General features: G+C 35.4%; 16 protein-coding genes and 3 pseudogenes. 4 read left to right on the forward strand and 15 right to left on the reverse strand.

The features are described 5' to 3' along the window. Positions 1-47 precede the first annotated feature (47 nt). Together BLS89_RS05020 and BLS89_RS05035 are read right to left on the reverse strand one after the other, a co-directional pair. Positions 48-431, reverse strand: a complete 384-nt coding sequence (locus BLS89_RS05020; RefSeq protein WP_092736399.1) for an HU family DNA-binding protein — start codon at positions 429-431, stop codon at positions 48-50. A gap of 723 nt (positions 432-1,154) precedes the next feature. Beyond that, positions 1,155-2,069: a YihY/virulence factor BrkB family protein gene (locus BLS89_RS05035; RefSeq protein WP_092736402.1), complete on the reverse strand. Its 915-nt coding sequence runs from the start codon at positions 2,067-2,069 to the stop codon at positions 1,155-1,157. Positions 2,070-2,126: 57 nt separating this feature from the next. On the opposite strand from BLS89_RS05035, the gene BLS89_RS05040 reads away from it, so the two are divergent. From BLS89_RS05040 to BLS89_RS05050, 3 genes are read left to right on the forward strand one after another with little or no spacing between them, the layout of a single operon-like run. Further along, positions 2,127-2,600: a 23S rRNA (pseudouridine(1915)-N(3))-methyltransferase RlmH gene (locus BLS89_RS05040; protein ID WP_092736403.1), complete on the forward strand. Its 474-nt coding sequence runs from the start codon at positions 2,127-2,129 to the stop codon at positions 2,598-2,600. Between the two features lie 45 nt (positions 2,601-2,645). Beyond that, complete coding sequence (locus BLS89_RS05045) at positions 2,646-3,836, forward strand: pyridoxal phosphate-dependent aminotransferase (RefSeq protein WP_092736404.1); 1,191 nt, start codon at positions 2,646-2,648, stop codon at positions 3,834-3,836. Positions 3,837-3,868: 32 nt separating this feature from the next. Then, positions 3,869-4,204 (forward strand): GNAT family N-acetyltransferase, encoded by a 336-nt coding sequence (locus BLS89_RS05050; RefSeq protein ID WP_092736405.1) that lies wholly within the window; start codon positions 3,869-3,871, stop codon positions 4,202-4,204. Between the two features lie 275 nt (positions 4,205-4,479). Here BLS89_RS05050 and sucC read toward each other — a convergent pair whose 3' ends face one another. The 13 genes and pseudogenes from sucC to BLS89_RS10405 all read right to left on the reverse strand — a co-directional run. Then, positions 4,480-5,670 carry an ADP-forming succinate--CoA ligase subunit beta gene (gene sucC / locus BLS89_RS05055; RefSeq protein ID WP_092736406.1) on the reverse strand — a complete coding sequence of 397 codons (1,191 nt, stop codon included), beginning with the start codon at positions 5,668-5,670 and terminating at the stop codon, positions 4,480-4,482. 546 nt (positions 5,671-6,216) lie between these two features. Beyond that, the gene (secD, locus tag BLS89_RS05060; RefSeq protein WP_092736407.1) at positions 6,217-9,117 is read right to left on the reverse strand and encodes a protein translocase subunit SecD; all 2,901 of its coding nucleotides are present in this window, start codon (positions 9,115-9,117) and stop codon (positions 6,217-6,219) included. A 313-nt stretch (positions 9,118-9,430) separates the two neighbouring features. Then, positions 9,431-10,654, reverse strand: coding sequence for a spondin domain-containing protein (locus BLS89_RS05065; RefSeq protein WP_092736479.1), 1,224 nt, complete (start codon positions 10,652-10,654; stop codon positions 9,431-9,433). A gap of 66 nt (positions 10,655-10,720) precedes the next feature. Continuing rightward, entirely contained in the window at positions 10,721-11,002 is a 282-nt protein-coding gene (locus BLS89_RS05070) for a hypothetical protein (RefSeq protein WP_092736408.1), read from the reverse strand. After that, the gene (locus BLS89_RS05075; protein ID WP_092736409.1) at positions 10,999-11,550 is read right to left on the reverse strand and encodes an RNA polymerase sigma factor; all 552 of its coding nucleotides are present in this window, start codon (positions 11,548-11,550) and stop codon (positions 10,999-11,001) included. The genes BLS89_RS05070 and BLS89_RS05075 overlap by 4 nt, the downstream gene beginning before the upstream one ends. Positions 11,551-12,042: 492 nt before the next feature. Continuing rightward, positions 12,043-12,186: pseudogene (locus BLS89_RS11325) on the reverse strand (transposase); the annotation flags it as partial. A gap of 60 nt (positions 12,187-12,246) precedes the next feature. Next, positions 12,247-12,312: pseudogene (locus tag BLS89_RS11330) on the reverse strand (hypothetical protein); the annotation flags it as partial. 35 nt (positions 12,313-12,347) lie between these two features. Next, the gene (locus BLS89_RS11335) at positions 12,348-12,488 is read right to left on the reverse strand and encodes a hypothetical protein (protein WP_394330514.1); all 141 of its coding nucleotides are present in this window, start codon (positions 12,486-12,488) and stop codon (positions 12,348-12,350) included. A 279-nt stretch (positions 12,489-12,767) separates the two neighbouring features. Beyond that, positions 12,768-13,451 (reverse strand): hypothetical protein, encoded by a 684-nt coding sequence (locus tag BLS89_RS05085; protein WP_092736410.1) that lies wholly within the window; start codon positions 13,449-13,451, stop codon positions 12,768-12,770. Positions 13,452-13,456: 5 nt separating this feature from the next. Beyond that, positions 13,457-14,464: a hypothetical protein gene (locus tag BLS89_RS05090; RefSeq protein ID WP_092736411.1), complete on the reverse strand. Its 1,008-nt coding sequence runs from the start codon at positions 14,462-14,464 to the stop codon at positions 13,457-13,459. An 82-nt stretch (positions 14,465-14,546) separates the two neighbouring features. Further along, positions 14,547-14,855: a hypothetical protein gene (locus BLS89_RS05095; RefSeq protein WP_092736412.1), complete on the reverse strand. Its 309-nt coding sequence runs from the start codon at positions 14,853-14,855 to the stop codon at positions 14,547-14,549. Positions 14,856-14,869: 14 nt separating this feature from the next. Further along, positions 14,870-15,553: a transporter gene (locus BLS89_RS05100; RefSeq protein WP_092736413.1), complete on the reverse strand. Its 684-nt coding sequence runs from the start codon at positions 15,551-15,553 to the stop codon at positions 14,870-14,872. A 373-nt stretch (positions 15,554-15,926) separates the two neighbouring features. Continuing rightward, positions 15,927-16,007 (reverse strand): annotated as a pseudogene (locus BLS89_RS10405) (30S ribosomal protein S10); the annotation flags it as partial. A 187-nt stretch (positions 16,008-16,194) separates the two neighbouring features. On the opposite strand from BLS89_RS10405, the gene BLS89_RS10630 reads away from it, so the two are divergent. Beyond that, a complete protein-coding gene (locus tag BLS89_RS10630) occupies positions 16,195-16,365 on the forward strand; it encodes a hypothetical protein (protein ID WP_176763251.1) in 171 nt (56 codons plus the stop codon). Position 16,366 lies beyond the last annotated feature (1 nt).

The raw sequence follows: 16,366 nt of genomic DNA on the forward strand, positions 1-16,366 counted from the left end.
CTAGTGTGGAAATTTTTTTTTCACGGCAGGAAATTTTCATCGGCTGGCTATGCCTTTTCATACTTCAAGGTTTTCAATCTATTTTTAATGCCTGTCCCAGGGGTGAAAATCACCTTTGCAGACTTTATGGCTGCTGCCGTTACTTCCTCTTCTTTGGCTTTCCCCTCACTGCTTAGGCTTGCACGCATACTGCCCAGCTCGCCCAGCCGCACAATCTGCCCATCGCTTAGGGAGTCCTGCATCACATCCACCAGTGCATAGAGCACCGCACGGATGTCGGCACCGCTTACGGTTGAGATTTTTTCGATATCTTTGGTAAGATCTTCCAAAGATTTTTCGCCTCTGTACACTGGGGAGGCATAGTATTTTTTGCTACCTCCGCCCACTACACCGGGCTGTCCTTTTTGAATAATTTTAAATTTTACTGGCATAATATTGAGTTTTTATATTGATGTTTTGTATTGTTTGGGAGACTACCGTTTTTATCCCCCCAAAAGAAACCTAATTTTATTCTTTGTGTTGCAAGTATTTCGGCACTGCCTAAGGCATTCATAACAAAGCATAAAAAAACACTGCAAGAGATCAATAACAAATTCCCTTGCAGTGTCATATTAACAAGACATAAAAAAACACTGCAAAGAATCAATGATACATTCTCTTGCAGTGTCAAAATATTAAAGTATTCCTTACTTGCTTTTTTTAAATTATTTTTGTAGGTGGCCCATGAATAAAACCACTTATCAGTATTTAGCGGTCGCCCTTGTGTGTGTGTGTGTGTGTGTGTGTGTGTGTGTGTGTGTTTACACAAAAATCTGGGATAGCCAAATAATTATGTAAAAACTTTTTTATTTCTTGTATATTGTTTGTTATCTGTATCATAGCACGCCGTAAAGGTATAAAAGTTGTTAGAAACAGCAAATTTTTTTGTGTTAAAATTTCATACACTTCTATAAACATACAACAAAACACACAAAACAGAGCAATAAAAAAAACAATGAAACCGGTTTAAATAAAGACTTGGATGTGATTTGCTATTTTTTTGTCTGAGCTAAATGTATAAAAAAGGCCCTCTAAGTGAGGGCTTTTTTACGACTTATTGTAAGGAAAAAAGCTACAACTATACCTCTAAAAAAATGCACATTTTGTTTTGCGGATTATAATATATTAAAATGATGCCTTTTTTTTATTCTCTGTATGGCTAAGTTTAGCTCGTTCCCAAGAAGAATAAGAATAATATTGAGATTTACCCATACCATTACCAGCAGAATAGATCCGATAGAACCATAAAGAACATTGTAGGTTGCAATGTTTTTAACATAGAATACAAATAATATAGTGCTAATCATAAAAAGCAACATAGTGAAAATTGCCCCTGGTAGTGCGTGCGTCCATTTGGTTATTGTAAGACAGCCAAACCAATATAATAGACTAATAAGCAACATATAAAATAAAGGAAATGATATAAATCCTATGATTTTAGAAAAATTTTGTGCGAGCCAAGGAATTTCATAAGATGGCTTAAAAAGTTTTATCACTACTTCGGAATAATATACACCGAATAAAGAAATAAGAATCAAACTAATAAATGCTAATGTAATACAGAGTGCAATAAGATAGCTTTTAATAATATTTCTTTGTTTATCCGTGTTTTCGTTGAATCCCGTAATAATAGAATTGGTGCCGTTAGTTGCAAAAAATAAAGCAAACACGATGGTCATCTTACTGATGCTTTTCATATTAGGGATAATGTTTCCTTGTATATATCCTATTACATCATCTTGCATACGGGCAGGTAACACATTGCTCATCAATACATCAAAAATATAGTATTGCAATCTGTCATAATGCGGCATATACGGCAGGATGGAAAGCAGAAACAGCAGAAAAGGAAACAAGCTCAAAAAGAAGCTCCACGAAATACTTGCGGCAAGTTTAATAATATCACTTTTGGTAATCCTCTCAAAGTAAATTTCAAAAAGCTCCCATAGAGAAATCTTTAGAAAAGGAAGTTTAATACGTCTTAAATGACTTTTAATATTTATAAAAAAAAGAGGGTTTTTATACTTCATTCCTTTATATTTGTAATGGCAAATATACCAAAAATAAAACTTTAAGATTTTCTACCAATGCAACTACGATTATTATGTATAGGAAAAACCGACAGCAAAGAAATAAAAACACTCATAGAATACTATAAACAGAGAATTTCAAAACACTTTAATTTTGAGATTTTAGAAATTTCCGAGGTCAAAAATGCAAAAAATCTCACTCCTGATTTACTAAAGAAAGAAGAGGGAAAATTGTTTTTTAATCATTTGGAAAACGGTGATTGGGTAGTCGTTCTTGATGAAAAAGGCAAACAGCAAACGAGTAGAGAATTTTCCGAGCAAATCCACCACTGGATGAACAATTCTGTGAAGCGAGTCTGCTTCCTCGTAGGAGGTGCCTATGGGTTTTCAGAAGAAATATACAAGCGGGGAAATCAAAAAATGGCACTTTCGGAAATGACTTTTACCCACCAGATGATACGGCTTTTTTTCGTGGAGCAAATCTACCGTGCAGATCAAATCCTGCAAGGGAAACCTTATCATAATGATTAAGCTTGTATATTATTTTTTATATTTGACCCCGTTAAATAATTTATAATGAAAAAATTATCCGAAAGAGTAGAGAGACTCGGCTATTCCCAGACTTTCGTAATGTCTAATAAAGCTCGTGCTATGAAAGCCGAAGGGGTAGATGTCATCAGCCTTACCCTTGGCGAACCGGACTTTGATGTCCCCAATAAAATAAAAGAAGCTGCAAAGAGAGCAATAGATGAAAACTATAGCCATTATTCTCCCGTGCCAGGTTTTTTAGAGTTAAGACAAGCGATTTCTAAAAAACTGAAAAGAGATAACGAATTAAACTACGAGCCTTCTCAGATATGCGTTTCTACAGGGGCAAAACAATCTATTTCCAATGTTTTGGCTGCGGTGCTTGATGATGGAGACGAGGTGGTTCTTCCAGCTCCATATTGGGTAAGCTATATTGAGATGATCAAAATGATGGGCGGAACTCCAGTTGTCCTGGGTACAACAATAGAAACAGACTTTAAGGTAACGCCTGAACAAGTGAAAAATGCCATTACCGAGAAAACAAAGGCATTTCTGTTTAGCTCTCCGTGTAATCCTTCGGGAAGTTTTTATACACACGAAGAATTGCAGAAAATTGCAGAGGTTTTTTCTCAATACCCTGATGTGCTCATTATTTCAGATGAAATTTATGAGTTTCTTAATTATGAGGGAGAGCATACTTCTATTGCGCAATTTCCACAAGTTTATGAGCAGACGGTCGTGATTAACGGAATGTCTAAAGCCTACGCGATGATGGGATGGCGTATAGGGTATTCCGCAGCACCACAGTGGCTGGCTCCTGCCATAGAAAAAATACAAGGACAAGTAACTTCTGGAACCAATACCGTAGCTCAGAGAGCTGCCATTACAGCTTTGGAAATGTTGCCGTCTGAACTCCAACCGATGATAGATTCCTTTGAACAAAGGCGGGAATTGGCTTATAATTTGGTGTCTGAAATACCTCATTTTCAGTGCAACAAGCCTAAAGGTGCTTTTTATCTATTTCCAGATGTATCGTATTATTTTGGTAAAACATTAGATGGAAAAATTATCCGAAATTCCGATGACTTTGCAATATTCCTTTTGGAAGAGGCTAAGGTAGCGACCGTAGGGGGCGTATCTTTCGGGGCACCGAACTGCATAAGGTTTTCCTATGCCACTTCAGAGGCACAAATAAAAGAAGCGATGCGGAGAATAAAAACAGTTTTGGAGAAATACTAAATTTGTAAAAGGTATTTCTTGATACTGGATTTATGGATAATTTAACTTTACGCTCTTTTACCCTTAAAGATGCACAAGAGCTTTTTACATTAACGGGGAGTAACCGACTCTATCTAAGAGAGTGGCTGTCTTGGCTCGATAACACAAATAGTGTAGAAGACAGCCTTTCCTTTATTCAATCTGCAATGGCTAATCCCCAACAAGGTTTGGAGCAGTATTTCTTTGTTTGTGAATACGATAATATTATTGGAACCTGTGCTCTTCGCCGGCTTGACACAAATACTCCTGAAATTGGTTATTGGCTGAGTGAGAGCCACCGAGGGACGGATATCACCGCTTGGGCAGTTCTGCAATTAGTAGAAGGATAAAAAAAGAGCAGATGTAAATCGGTTATCATTTTTTGTGCAAAAGAAAATAGAGCAAGCCGTAGGGGTGCGTAAAATGTGGTTTTCAGTTTTATAAGAGGTTATCCCAAGCAGAGAATTTACACGGTACCTATCACGATATAGATGTCTATATTTTATCACTAAAATAAATGGGCAACGATTTTTAGGGATAATCTAAAATTTATTGAACAAAAAAGAGAGATATTCAAAACGAAATATCCCTCTCTATTTTAGAGTTGTTTTAAGTCTTAATTTAATTAAGCCAAAACTTCTTTCACTTTGTTTGCGGCTTCTTCTAATGTGATAGCAGAATGTACCGGCAGTCCGGATTCATCGATGAGTTTTTTAGCTTCTTCAGCATTCGTACCTTGAAGCCTTACTATAAGCGGAACTGGAAGTTTTCCGAAGTTTTTGTAAGCATCTACCACACCTTGAGCTACTCTGTCGCAACGCACGATACCTCCGAATATGTTGATGAGAATTGCTTTTACATTAGGATCTTTCAGTATGATGTTGAATGCTTTTTCTACTCTTTCAGCATCAGCAGTACCACCTACATCGAGGAAGTTTGCAGGGTTACCACCGGATAGTTTAATGATATCCATCGTTGCCATTGCCAGCCCGGCACCATTTACCATACAGCCTACATTTCCATCAAGTTTTACAAAGTTGAGACCAGCTTCTCCGGCTTCTACTTCGGTAGGGTCTTCTTCTCTTTTGTCTCTCAATTCAGCCAAATCTTTGTGGCGGAATAGAGCATTGTTGTCAAGAGTTACCTTAGCATCTACTGCTGCTATTTTGTTATCAGAAGTTTTAAGTACAGGGTTGATTTCAAATAACGATGCATCTATACCCACATAAGCTTTGTATAGGGAAGAGATGAATTTTACCATTTCTTTGAATGCTTCGCCTTGCAAACCAAGATTGAATGCTATTTTTCTTGCTTGGAACGGCAATAGCCCAAGAGCAGGATCTATCTCTTCGTGGTGGATAAGGTGCGGTGTAACTTCTGCTACATGCTCGATATCCATACCTCCTTCAGTAGAATAAACAATCATATTTTTGCCTTTTGCTCTGTCTAAAAGTACCGAAACATAGTATTCTTTTGGTTCGCTATCACCAGGGTAGTACATATCTTCTGCAATAAGTACGGAATTTACTTTTTTCCCTTCTGCAGAAGTTTGAGGGGTTACCAGCTGCATTCCGATGATATTTTTAGCATTTTCCTCTAACTTTTCCATTGTAGGCGAAAATTTTACGCCGCCGCCTTTACCTCTTCCTCCGGCGTGTACCTGAGCTTTTACTACCCAGGCTTTAGTACCTGTTTCTTCTGAAAGTTTTTTAGCTGCCTCTTTAGCTTCTTCCACAGTGTTTGCAACGATTCCGCGTTGTACTCTTACACCGTATTTTGATAGAATTTCTTTAGATTGATACTCGTGAAGATTCATAATATTATTTAAGTTTAAATTTTAATTTTCTAAAACTCTACAAATTTAGTAAAACTTTGGAAGATAAACTCTATAATCTTATTTTTTTTCGGGCTATATCATCTCCAAGTACGAACTAAAACATCGCGAATACGACTTTTACGATATTTTATTTTGAATTTGTTTTCATAATATCACGAATTATGTCGCATACAAAAACAAAAATGATCAAAATTTAATAAAATAACTTAAATATCAAATATTATCTTAAAAGGATATCTGTCATCATATGACTTACTGTATTTCCGAAATAGCAAATACCATCAATTACTTTTATTACGATGCCCTCTTGTATCTTTTATATAAGATATGTGTAAAAAAAATTATGTGGTATATAGGGCTAAGCAAAACCTGAAGTAATTTATCATAATAAAATACAGATGTAAGCCTAAAGCTACATTCAATGTATAAAAAAGGTTACTGAAAAGTACCCAAAAAGAACTATTGTGTAAGAGAAAAAGAAACAATAATTAAGGGATGCTAAAATTAACATCCCTTAAAATTCAATTATTTTTTAGTTGAAGTTCTTTCGTGCGGCGTTTCTTCTTTACCCTTTCCTTTCAAAAAGTCATAAGCCGTAGCCGAAGCTACGAAAATAGAAGAATAGGTACCGAAGCCTATACCCAAAAGTAAGGCAAACATAAACCCTCTAAGGTTTTCTCCTCCGAAGATAAAGATAGCTAAAATCACCATCAATATAGTGAAAGAAGTATTGAATGTTCTACCCAAAGTACTACTAATAGAATCATCAAACAATGCGGCTAAAGTTTTCGCTTTTTTCTCCCTCAAATATTCTCTAATACGGTCAAATACAATAACGGTGTCATTGATGGAATATCCTAGCACTGTAAGTATTGCCGCTATAAAATCTTGGTTGATCTCCATATTAAATGGCATTACTCTATATAGCAGAGAGTATGCTCCTAAGATAATTACTGCGTCGTGGAACAATGCCGCTACTGCACCGAGCGAAAACTGCCATTTTCTAAATCTAAATAAAATATAAATAAAGATTCCTCCCAAAGCAGCCAGTACAGCAAATGTACCTCCTGTCTTGATATCATCTGCTACGGAAGGGCCTACCTTAACGGAAGACACAATTCCCAAACCTTGCTTATTGTTTGAAGTTTTAAACTGTTGTAAAGTTAAGCCGTTAGGCAAGTCAGATTTCAAACCTTGATACAATTTACTTTCAATCTCTTGGTCTGCAGACAGAGACTCATCATCAATCTTATAATCGGTAGTGATTTTCAATTGGTTTGTGTTTCCGAAAGTTTTAACGTCTACAGAGTTATTTTTACCACTCTTAGTTTGGAATAATTTAGCCAATTGCTCTTGTGCTTTTGTCGCATCCACACTCTTGTCAAATTTCACAACATAGTTTCTCCCTCCCTCGAAATCAACACCGTATTTGAATCCGTTAATAGCAATGGAAGCTATACTTATGATCATCAATACTGCAGAAAATACATAAGCTATTTTCCTTTTCCCGATGAAATCTAACCATACATTTCTAAAAATATTTTTGGTCATAGGAGTCCATACAGAAATTTCTTTACCTTTATTTAATCTGCTGAATATCATTACTCTTGATAGTAGTACAGAAGTAAAGAATGTCATTAGAAGACCGATAATCAATGTTACTGCAAACCCTTGAATAGGTCCCGTACCAAAAATATAAAGTACTACCGCGGTAAGTAAAGTCGTCAAGTGTCCGTCTATAATCGCTGACAATGCATGTTTAAATCCGTCTTTGTAAGCTTCTTTTATATTTTTACCTAAGAATAATTCTTCTTTTGTTCTTTCATAAATAATCACATTGGTATCCACCGCCATTGCCATCGTAAGCACGATACCTGCAATACCCGGTAAGGTAAGCGTAGCACCAATGGAATCCATTATTCCAAATATATAGAACAAGTTGATAATCATTGCAATTACCGCATAGATACCCGCACCGCCATAGTAGAAGATAATATACACGACGATAAATATAAATGCGATAATAAACGACCAAATACCAGCATCTATGGAGGCTTGTCCCAAAGAAGGCCCCACTACATCGGCCTGTACAATCTTAGCTGTAGCTGGCAGCTTACCTGTACTTAGCACATTTACCAAGTCTTTTGCTTCTTCTTGAGAGAAATTACCGGAGATTTGCGTTCTTCCGTTCGGAATGGCATTCACTACATTCGGAGCGGTATAAACACGGTCGTCTAATGTTACTGCTACCGGTTTGCCTACATTTTTCTCGGTAAGGATTTTCCAGTCTTTAGTCCCTTGGCTGTCCATCTGCATATCTACCACGACTCTGCCTAATTGGTCGAAGTTGATATTCGCATTGTCCACCGCTCCGTCTACAGGGGCTTTGCCCGAAATATTAGAACGAATAGCATAAAGCACCAACTGGTTTGGCGACTCGTTTTCCGGTTTGTACCCCCACATAAACTTAGTGTATCTAATATTAGCAGGGCGTGCGGATTCTGCTATTTTACTATTTAATATTTTATTTATTAAAGCGGTATCACTTAGTTTTACATTTGCTACACCATTAGCCCTTAGGCTGTTTAAGTTAAGCAAAGCAGCAAAATTGGTGTTTTTTGGTACACCCAAAGAGTCGGGTTTTGCTAAAACAAGTTTATTCAATTGCTCGAAATAAGGAGCAATCTCAGGAAACTGCTGTACTTCCCAGAATTCAAGTTTTGCGGAAGTTTGCAGCATTTTTTTAATTCTATCCACATCTGTTACCCCTGGCATTTCTACAGAAATTCTACCTGTACCAGGCACACGCTGCACATTAGGCTGGGTAACTCCCATCTTGTCTATACGGGTTCTGATCACTTCGTAAGCAGAACCTAATGCATCATCTATTTTTCTTTTGATAATTTTTTTGACCTCATCGTCTGAAGTATTGAATTTTATCTCGCTGCTAAGTTTTTGGGTTCCAAAAACATCAGGGTTTGATAATTTTAGGTTTGCTCCTTTTTCTTTATTTAGTTTATCAAACTGCGTAAAGAAATCGTCTATATAAGGTCTTGTAGAATGCTTTTGCTCTTCATTTGTATTTTTCAGTGCTTCTAAGACAACAGGATTTGTAGAGTAATTTGTCAAATCCTTAACCAAATCTGCTTGGTTAATTTCCAAGAGCACATTGACCCCTCCTTTCAAGTCAAGCCCTAGTTTTATTTGTTTTTCTTTGGCTTCGGTGTAAGAGAGTTTGTAAATACCCAGATTGAGCGTATCTTTAGAAAGACGGTCAATTTCTCTTTGGTATTTGGCAGGATTGTCTCCTGCAATAGCTTTGGCTTCACTCTCTATTCTGTTTGAATAGATTGTTGGGACTAGCTCGCTGATACAGATTAGTCCTAGTACAAATGCCACTATTAGAATAAGTCCTTTTCCTTGCATTTTAAGTAATTTACAACATTATAAAATTTAGAATTTGCAAATATAAATAATTTAGTTACATAATAAGCACTTATTGGCAAAGAATTTCTTTAAATAAGATATGCAGCTATTATTTGAAACAAAGAATCACTTTGAGCAGAATATATTGGGACTAATATATTGATAGATCATAACCCCAGTTGTAGAGCTTTATTCGGAAGTGAAATGGGCGTGTTGTTTTCATACTTTTTTCAAACGGTTAAAAAGAACTCAGGCTATTAAGCTTCATAAAAAAAGGCGGTTTTTACCGCCTTGATATCTGAATGAATTCAGATTATTGTAAAGTTATTTTTAGTACTTCGCTCACGGCAGGAACTGGATACATATTTCCGACCATTTCAATTGCTTTGCTTTCAGGTGCTGAAGTACCCATGAATACAGCCTGTTTGTTCCCTGCTCCAGGATATTGATCAGCAGCCGTACCATCATCGTATAAACCTGTCAATGAGGTAATATTTCCTCTGAGCGTTACAGGTATTCCTGTCTCATTTGCATAGAACCAGTCGTTGGAGAATCCGAACATTGTAACATAAGCTATTTTGCATCCTTCTTTTGCAGTGAATGTTTTCATTACTTTTTGCCCAGGTCCCACAGGTGCTGTCCCTAAAACAAATACATCCTGAACATTAGACATTTTTTTCAATGACTCCATTAATTTTGTAGAATTTCCGCTTTGTGCTACTTCCTTCAATCCTATTCCGTTGTCTTTTTGTCCTGGCATAAAGATAGGATTGTGATCTCCCGAATATAGAACCACCAATACAGGCGAAATTCCTGTGATTATACCAGTGTTTTCTTGTACCATTGATAATAGTGGATCAATATTACCTCCTTCTGCAATAGCGGTTACCTCTGGATTAGATTTTTGGTTTGGCGTAAAGAAAGGCATTTTTTCGATAAGCTCTGCTCCGTTAAAGTTTGACACTGCAAATACCCCCGGAGAGAATCCTGTTGTGTGCTGAGCATCGGTATTCGAGGTGTTTGTTATTGTAGCGGTAAATTCTGATGTAGCTTCGTCGTAAGCTAAACTAACTTTAAGTAATGAAGAAGCGGTAACTTCTTGAACTTCAGAAATGTTTGCGTCTTCTGTTTCTGTTTTTGTAAGCTTAGAACCATTATCCCAAAGTTTTATTTGGTTTGAAACATCGCCCGTAATGGCACGCCCTTGTTCATCGTAAAGTTGGATTCCGCCATGGTCTGGTGCAAAGAACCAATCAGCAGAAGCCCCATACATTGTAATGAACATTAGTCTTTGGTTTTTAGCTGCGTGGAATTTGAAAGTTGTAGATTCTCCCGGCATAATTGGTGGATTGTCCTGTCCTCTAAAAGAGCCACTTTGTACAAATTTTTTAGGCGTTACAACATTTTCAACGGTAATCGTTTTAGTTAAAGTTTTCTCTTCCTGCATCATATCGTCTGATCTGTCGCAAGAAGTCAATAATGCAGATGATACAATTCCTGCAAAAAGCGCTAAGCTTTTGATGTTTAATTTTTTCATATTTGTCAAAATTTTAAATTCATCTACATAGTCGTTCAATGATGAAAATCCTGACAAAAAAATAGCTTATTTTTTTATTTTATTTTTTATTTTCTCTATAAACAGCTGTATTTCAGTTGGTTTAAATTTTTGTATTTTTTCATTTTTTTGTGATTCTGTCATCAATCGGTCTAATGTTTCTAATTTTTTATAGTAGCGTACACAAAAATCACAGACACTCAAATGGAGCTTCAGACGAAGCTTTTTTATCCAAGATAATTCACCTGCATGGTCTCGCTCCATTCTAAGAGTAGCCTTGCTGCACGGCATAATGAAGAAATAAATAATTTTGGGTAGAATCTTTTTCATAAATTATTAAACCAATTGAATTCTAAACACTCTCTCAACTGTAATCTGCCTCGTTGTAGAATCTTCCATAAATTAGTAGCTGTAAGCCCCAATTCCTGACAAACCTCTTTGTTTTTTTTCTCTTGGATATAATATAAGCGAAGAGGAATTTTCCATTTTTTGGGGAGTTTTTCCATACAGTCGTCAAAGGTGTCATTGAAAGCAGAGTCATTTGCCAGCACTTCGGAAGAGGATTCCCAGTCATTCAATACGCTGTGGTCAATCCAAGAACCATTTTCATCAAAGAAATGAGATAGACTGACGGATGACGGTGTCCGATATTTTTTTCGATAAAAATCGGAACATTTATGATTTAAAATTCCGTACAGCCAAGTGAGCGGACTGCTCTCGGTTTTGAAATTTTCGTAGGCGTCTAACGCTGCCACAAAAACCTCCTGAACCATATCCATAGCCTCTTCCTTGTCCGAAAGAAGATACAAAGCTCTATTAAGAAGAGGTTCAGAATATTGTTCAATCCAAATACTTAGAACTTCATTTTTTGTTTTCATCTTATATAGAAATAGCTCTACAAAGATAATGAAAATATTATCAATTATGTATAATGGTAAATACTTTATATGATCGAATATTAAATTTTTAAGACTACCTTGAGAGGTAAGTCTGAGTAATGCTGACATTTGCAACTATAATAATTTATTTTTGGATTGCATTCCTTGTTTTTCTAGCGTTCTATATTGTATATGAGGATATACTTCTAAAAATAGAAATCTGGGTATAATTTGTACTCAGATTTTTTATTATGGCACAACAAGTAGTATTACGGCATTAATTAAAAAACCATAATCAACACCTTGAAGGATTTAAGTGTGGCTTCAAAAGGGGAGCGAGTTTCAAGAAATTGGCATCGTCCCCTAAAGTGTGTAAATTAATAAAGATTTATATATAATCTAAGCCTTTGTTTAAAAATAAGCATAAATTGATTCAAAATCAAGCCCCAGTTTCTGATCGGCATCGACTATTTTCTAATAGCCTCTCGTATGGCTTAAATACACCAACTTTGTAACTGCTTCATCTGTAGGGAATGACATTTTATTTTTAGTGTATTTTCTAATTTTTCCGTTTAGATTTTCAATTAAATTGGTGGTATAAATAATTTTTCTAATTTCAATAGGAAAATCAAAAAATTCAGCCTTTCCAAGCCACATGCCGAGCACCTCTTTCTTACCTGAACGGTTTAAGCCTACGGCAAGATAAATGGTTTTATGAATGATTTTTGAATTTTCTCTGACTTTAAAAGAGAGCCCTTCCAAACGATTAAATATAAATCCTCCAACGGGCGATTTTGCTAGGCAACCATCTCGGAGACCCCCGCATTAGTGATGCACGAAATATTGGAGGCTAAAACCTCAAAATCATACAAATCACTGAGAGATTTTAATAGTTTTAGTATTGTTCCATTGCGATAATTACCTTTCGTATTTTTCATTGTATAGATGTGCATCTAGCTCGGCTGAAAACATGTATTCTACTGCTTTTTTGTGCAGTTCTTTGTAGAAAGAATTATTTTTTAAAGAACTTGTAAAAATCCTTGTTGTTTAATAGTTCTTCTTTGTTCATAACTATGTAAATTTAATTAAAGTATTTTTAATCATCAAAAAAGTTATTTCCGAAATTTTATTGAGCTCTGGTGGCTCAAAAATTTTCAAAATAACTTTTTAGTTTACACAGTTGGTGAGAGACTGCTTTGGTGGAAAATACTAAAACTTTACTTTTTCCAATTTCTTACGATGTTCACAATGTCATCAACATAATCCTTGTTACTGCTACCTCGATAAGCAGGATGCCAAGTGTGGATATATAGCTTTTCTCCTGTGTTGTAAAAATGATTTCCCATTTCGGTAACTTGTTTTTCGGTATTGGGAAGCCCCTTGAAATCTTCACGATAAAAATAACCTAAAGTGTTTCCGAAAATTACAATATCCGCATCGTATGCATCGATTTGTTTTTTGAGCAAATCCCTGTAATCATAATATGCTTGTTGTATTTGGTCTGCTTCCGCAATGCTGTCTCCTGGTTCTTTTTTGATGTTTATGAAAGCAATTTCTTGTAAAGGAGAGTAGGCTTCTTCCTCATTAGCCCATGGCATATCATCATAATTGCAATCTTTCAAAATTCCGTAAGTGGTATAAATCACGCGTCTGAGTGTAGGGTTGCTTCTGCCGTGCATTTCCAACCAATCTTTTCTTTTAAAGTTTGTAAGATAGCTCCAAGACAAACTTTCAGAATTAGCTTCTTTCAAAATCCAAAGTATGCGGTATTTTGCATTAAGGTATTTTTCTGGGTCAATGACACCATCAACCACGCTATATTTGGCTGGGGTTTCTCGTATTTTTTCAATGTCTTGAGTGATTTCTTCTTGTATTTTTATTAACTCCCCTAATTTATTCATTGTTATTAAATTAGATTATTATTAACCTCTTCTATTATTTCTGAAATGGTTTTTTTACCTTTAATTTTCTGGTCATTGTAAAAGTCAACAATTGTTTTGGCAAGCTCTTTGATTTTTTCTTGCGGAATAACCTCTCCATTTTTTAAATTATTATAATTGAAATTTTCTTTCTTAATTTCTTCAGAGCCAGCAAACCAGTCTTTCCATTCACCTCTTAGAGAATGGCGGTAATCTTGATACTGCCTATTGGAATAAAAATCTGACCAAAATGTGATGTAAAATCTGCCGTCTGGTATGTCTCCCACACGAATCCACACACCTGTTCCGTTGCCTATTTTCCACCAGAGGATGTCTTGCTCGTCTTTTTGAAATTCGCTTAATTCTCCTTTTGATTGAATTTTTACTTGTTCAACCAGTGAGCTAATATTACCTTTCTTATTAAGGAAAGGCAATATTTTTTTCTCCAATTTGCCCAAGTCTTCTCTTAAATTAGGTTTTATCTCTCCGCCAAGACCGATTTCTTTGGATAAGATGTTAATAATGTTAAAGATACTCTCTTGTATTTTGTTTGTATGCTCTGGATTTGAGCTGTCTGTCTCTAAGGGACTTGCCTTTTCTGCAATTAGGTTAAGCTCCTTTAATATTGCTTCAGAATTCTCGCTATTGGCATAGGGGATAATGTCTTTAGCCACCAATTTTAGCAATTCATTTAATTCTTCAAGAGATACGCTTCTGTCTTCCCAAATTTCCCAAAGTTTTTCAATAAAATTATTGAATACTTCCGATTTTTTTTCAAAAACCTTTACATTCCGCTCTTTGTTTTCCTCTGTTTGCGTTTGCCCTTGTAATAGGAGAATGGTAATAATTGCTGTAATCACGGTTCCCACCAATGCCCCGTAGAACTGGGACGGTAACTCTCCCAATGGAATGATACCGAAAGCAATGGCGGCGCCTAATCCGAAAATAGAAAAAATAACTATGCCGTAAACCCAAAGATTGTTTCTTCTTATCATTTTTAGTAGTTTTTAATTTTAACATTTATTTATTAAAAAAGCTGTCTTTCCTACCAAAGTGTAAAAAAGACAGCTTTAAAATTTAGACGTGTCTGCTGCTTATTTTTTTACCTGTTTTTTCATAGGTCTCTAAATAGGAACCTTTTTTCATCACGAAAGTATCCCCCGAAATTGAGACAAAATCTCCTGTCAGAGAAATCTGCAATGATTTATATTTCCTTCCGTTTTGGTCATATAAGTCGTACCAAGACCCTTTTGCCATGATAAAAAAAGTAGAACTAAAACCTACTAAGTCTCCTGTCAAAGAGATTTGTAATGATTTGTACTTTTTACCATTTTCGTCATACAAATCGTACCAAGACCCTTTTGCATTAATGATTGAAATTGCCATAATGTATAAAATTTTTAATTAAAGTTCCTACTCTGTTTAAGGCTTTTCGGAATTCCGCCTATATATTTATTTTTTTTAAATTTATATGAAACGCCCAATGTGCCGAAAAAGTCGTTGCTGTGTGTGAAAACAGGGCTTCCCACTGCTAAATCCAATTGTAAATTTGGATTTAAAAGATACAAGACTCCTATATCTATGTTATGTTCTTTTTTGTTAATGGTTGAAAAATACTCTACGAATGCAGATAATTTCCCTGACAATGCGTATCCGTTCGAAACAGACAAATTGAAATTCTTAAAATTTTCGGAAGTTCCAATATTATATCCGAGAGTTATCATATTGGAAAGTGTGTTTTCAAAAGCCAGCTTCCATTCGGTGTTTACATTGTTTGTTCTAAAATCCTTACTCGATAAACTACCCATCGAAGCATAGCCCACCAATGTAATGGCAGGAACAATTTTATTTTTGTCTATTATTTTTTGTTTGAAACTGAATGCAATAGGTTTTAATCCACGACTGTTTTCTTGCTTTTCTGCATCAATCAATATGCGTAATTCTACTGTCCTATTAAGAGCATAGCGTAGCATCAAATTATTTAAGAAAGTTTCTTTTGATAGTGTTATCCCATTTTCTATTTGGAATGTGTTTTTGGGAATGACATCCACTCCATCGCTTTGGCCAGGGCGGTCTGTGTTAATGTTTACCGATTGAGCAAGGTAATTACCCCCCCCTCATAAAAGGCTCATAATGAGGTACTTATGTAATTTTAAGCATGTTTTCATTTAACTGAAATGTGTTCCAATGGATTGAGAGAGAACATCTCCCATAAATTTATTTTTGACAAAGATAAGAAAAAAATAAAACAACATATCACGCAAGCTGATTTTTTCATTTCATTCACATTTAATATTACTTTGCAAAGTCATCTTGGCTGAACAACAAAATGAATCTTTGAAATAAATGATTTATAAGGGGAGCTAATAAAATGAGACTTTTGTTAGATCTTCATATACTTTGAATATAAAAAACGCTCTTAAAACAATGGTTTTAGTAGTATTATAGATAATATAATTATACTTTGATTTCTACATCTACGCCACTTGGAAGTTCCAATTTCATTAGGGCATCCACTATTTTACAAGAAACCGAGTAGACATGAAACTGCTTTTTGAGGAATTTGTCTGCCACGATGGTGCTAAAATGGGGATAAGTATTACAACCAACAACCTTAATACTTAAAATGATATGAAAAAATTAACTCTTGTTTTTTTTATTTGGTATTATTAAATAATTTTATATATTTGTCGTAGTTATAAATTCGATTTTTTTATTTTAATCTATGAAAAAAATAGCTTTTATTTTTATTTGTCTTTTGTTTGGTTTTGCAAATGCTCAGAATCTTGATGTCTATTATCAATTGACTATGAAACCGAATGCCAAAGACCGCACTTATGTGGAGAAAGATCTATTTGTGCTTAGTATAAGAGGGGGGGGGCTCTATATTTTATAGT

It is taken from the genome of Riemerella columbipharyngis, assembly GCF_900101995.1.
In the GTDB taxonomy this organism is placed as follows: Bacteria; Bacteroidota; Bacteroidia; order Flavobacteriales; family Weeksellaceae; genus Riemerella; species Riemerella columbipharyngis.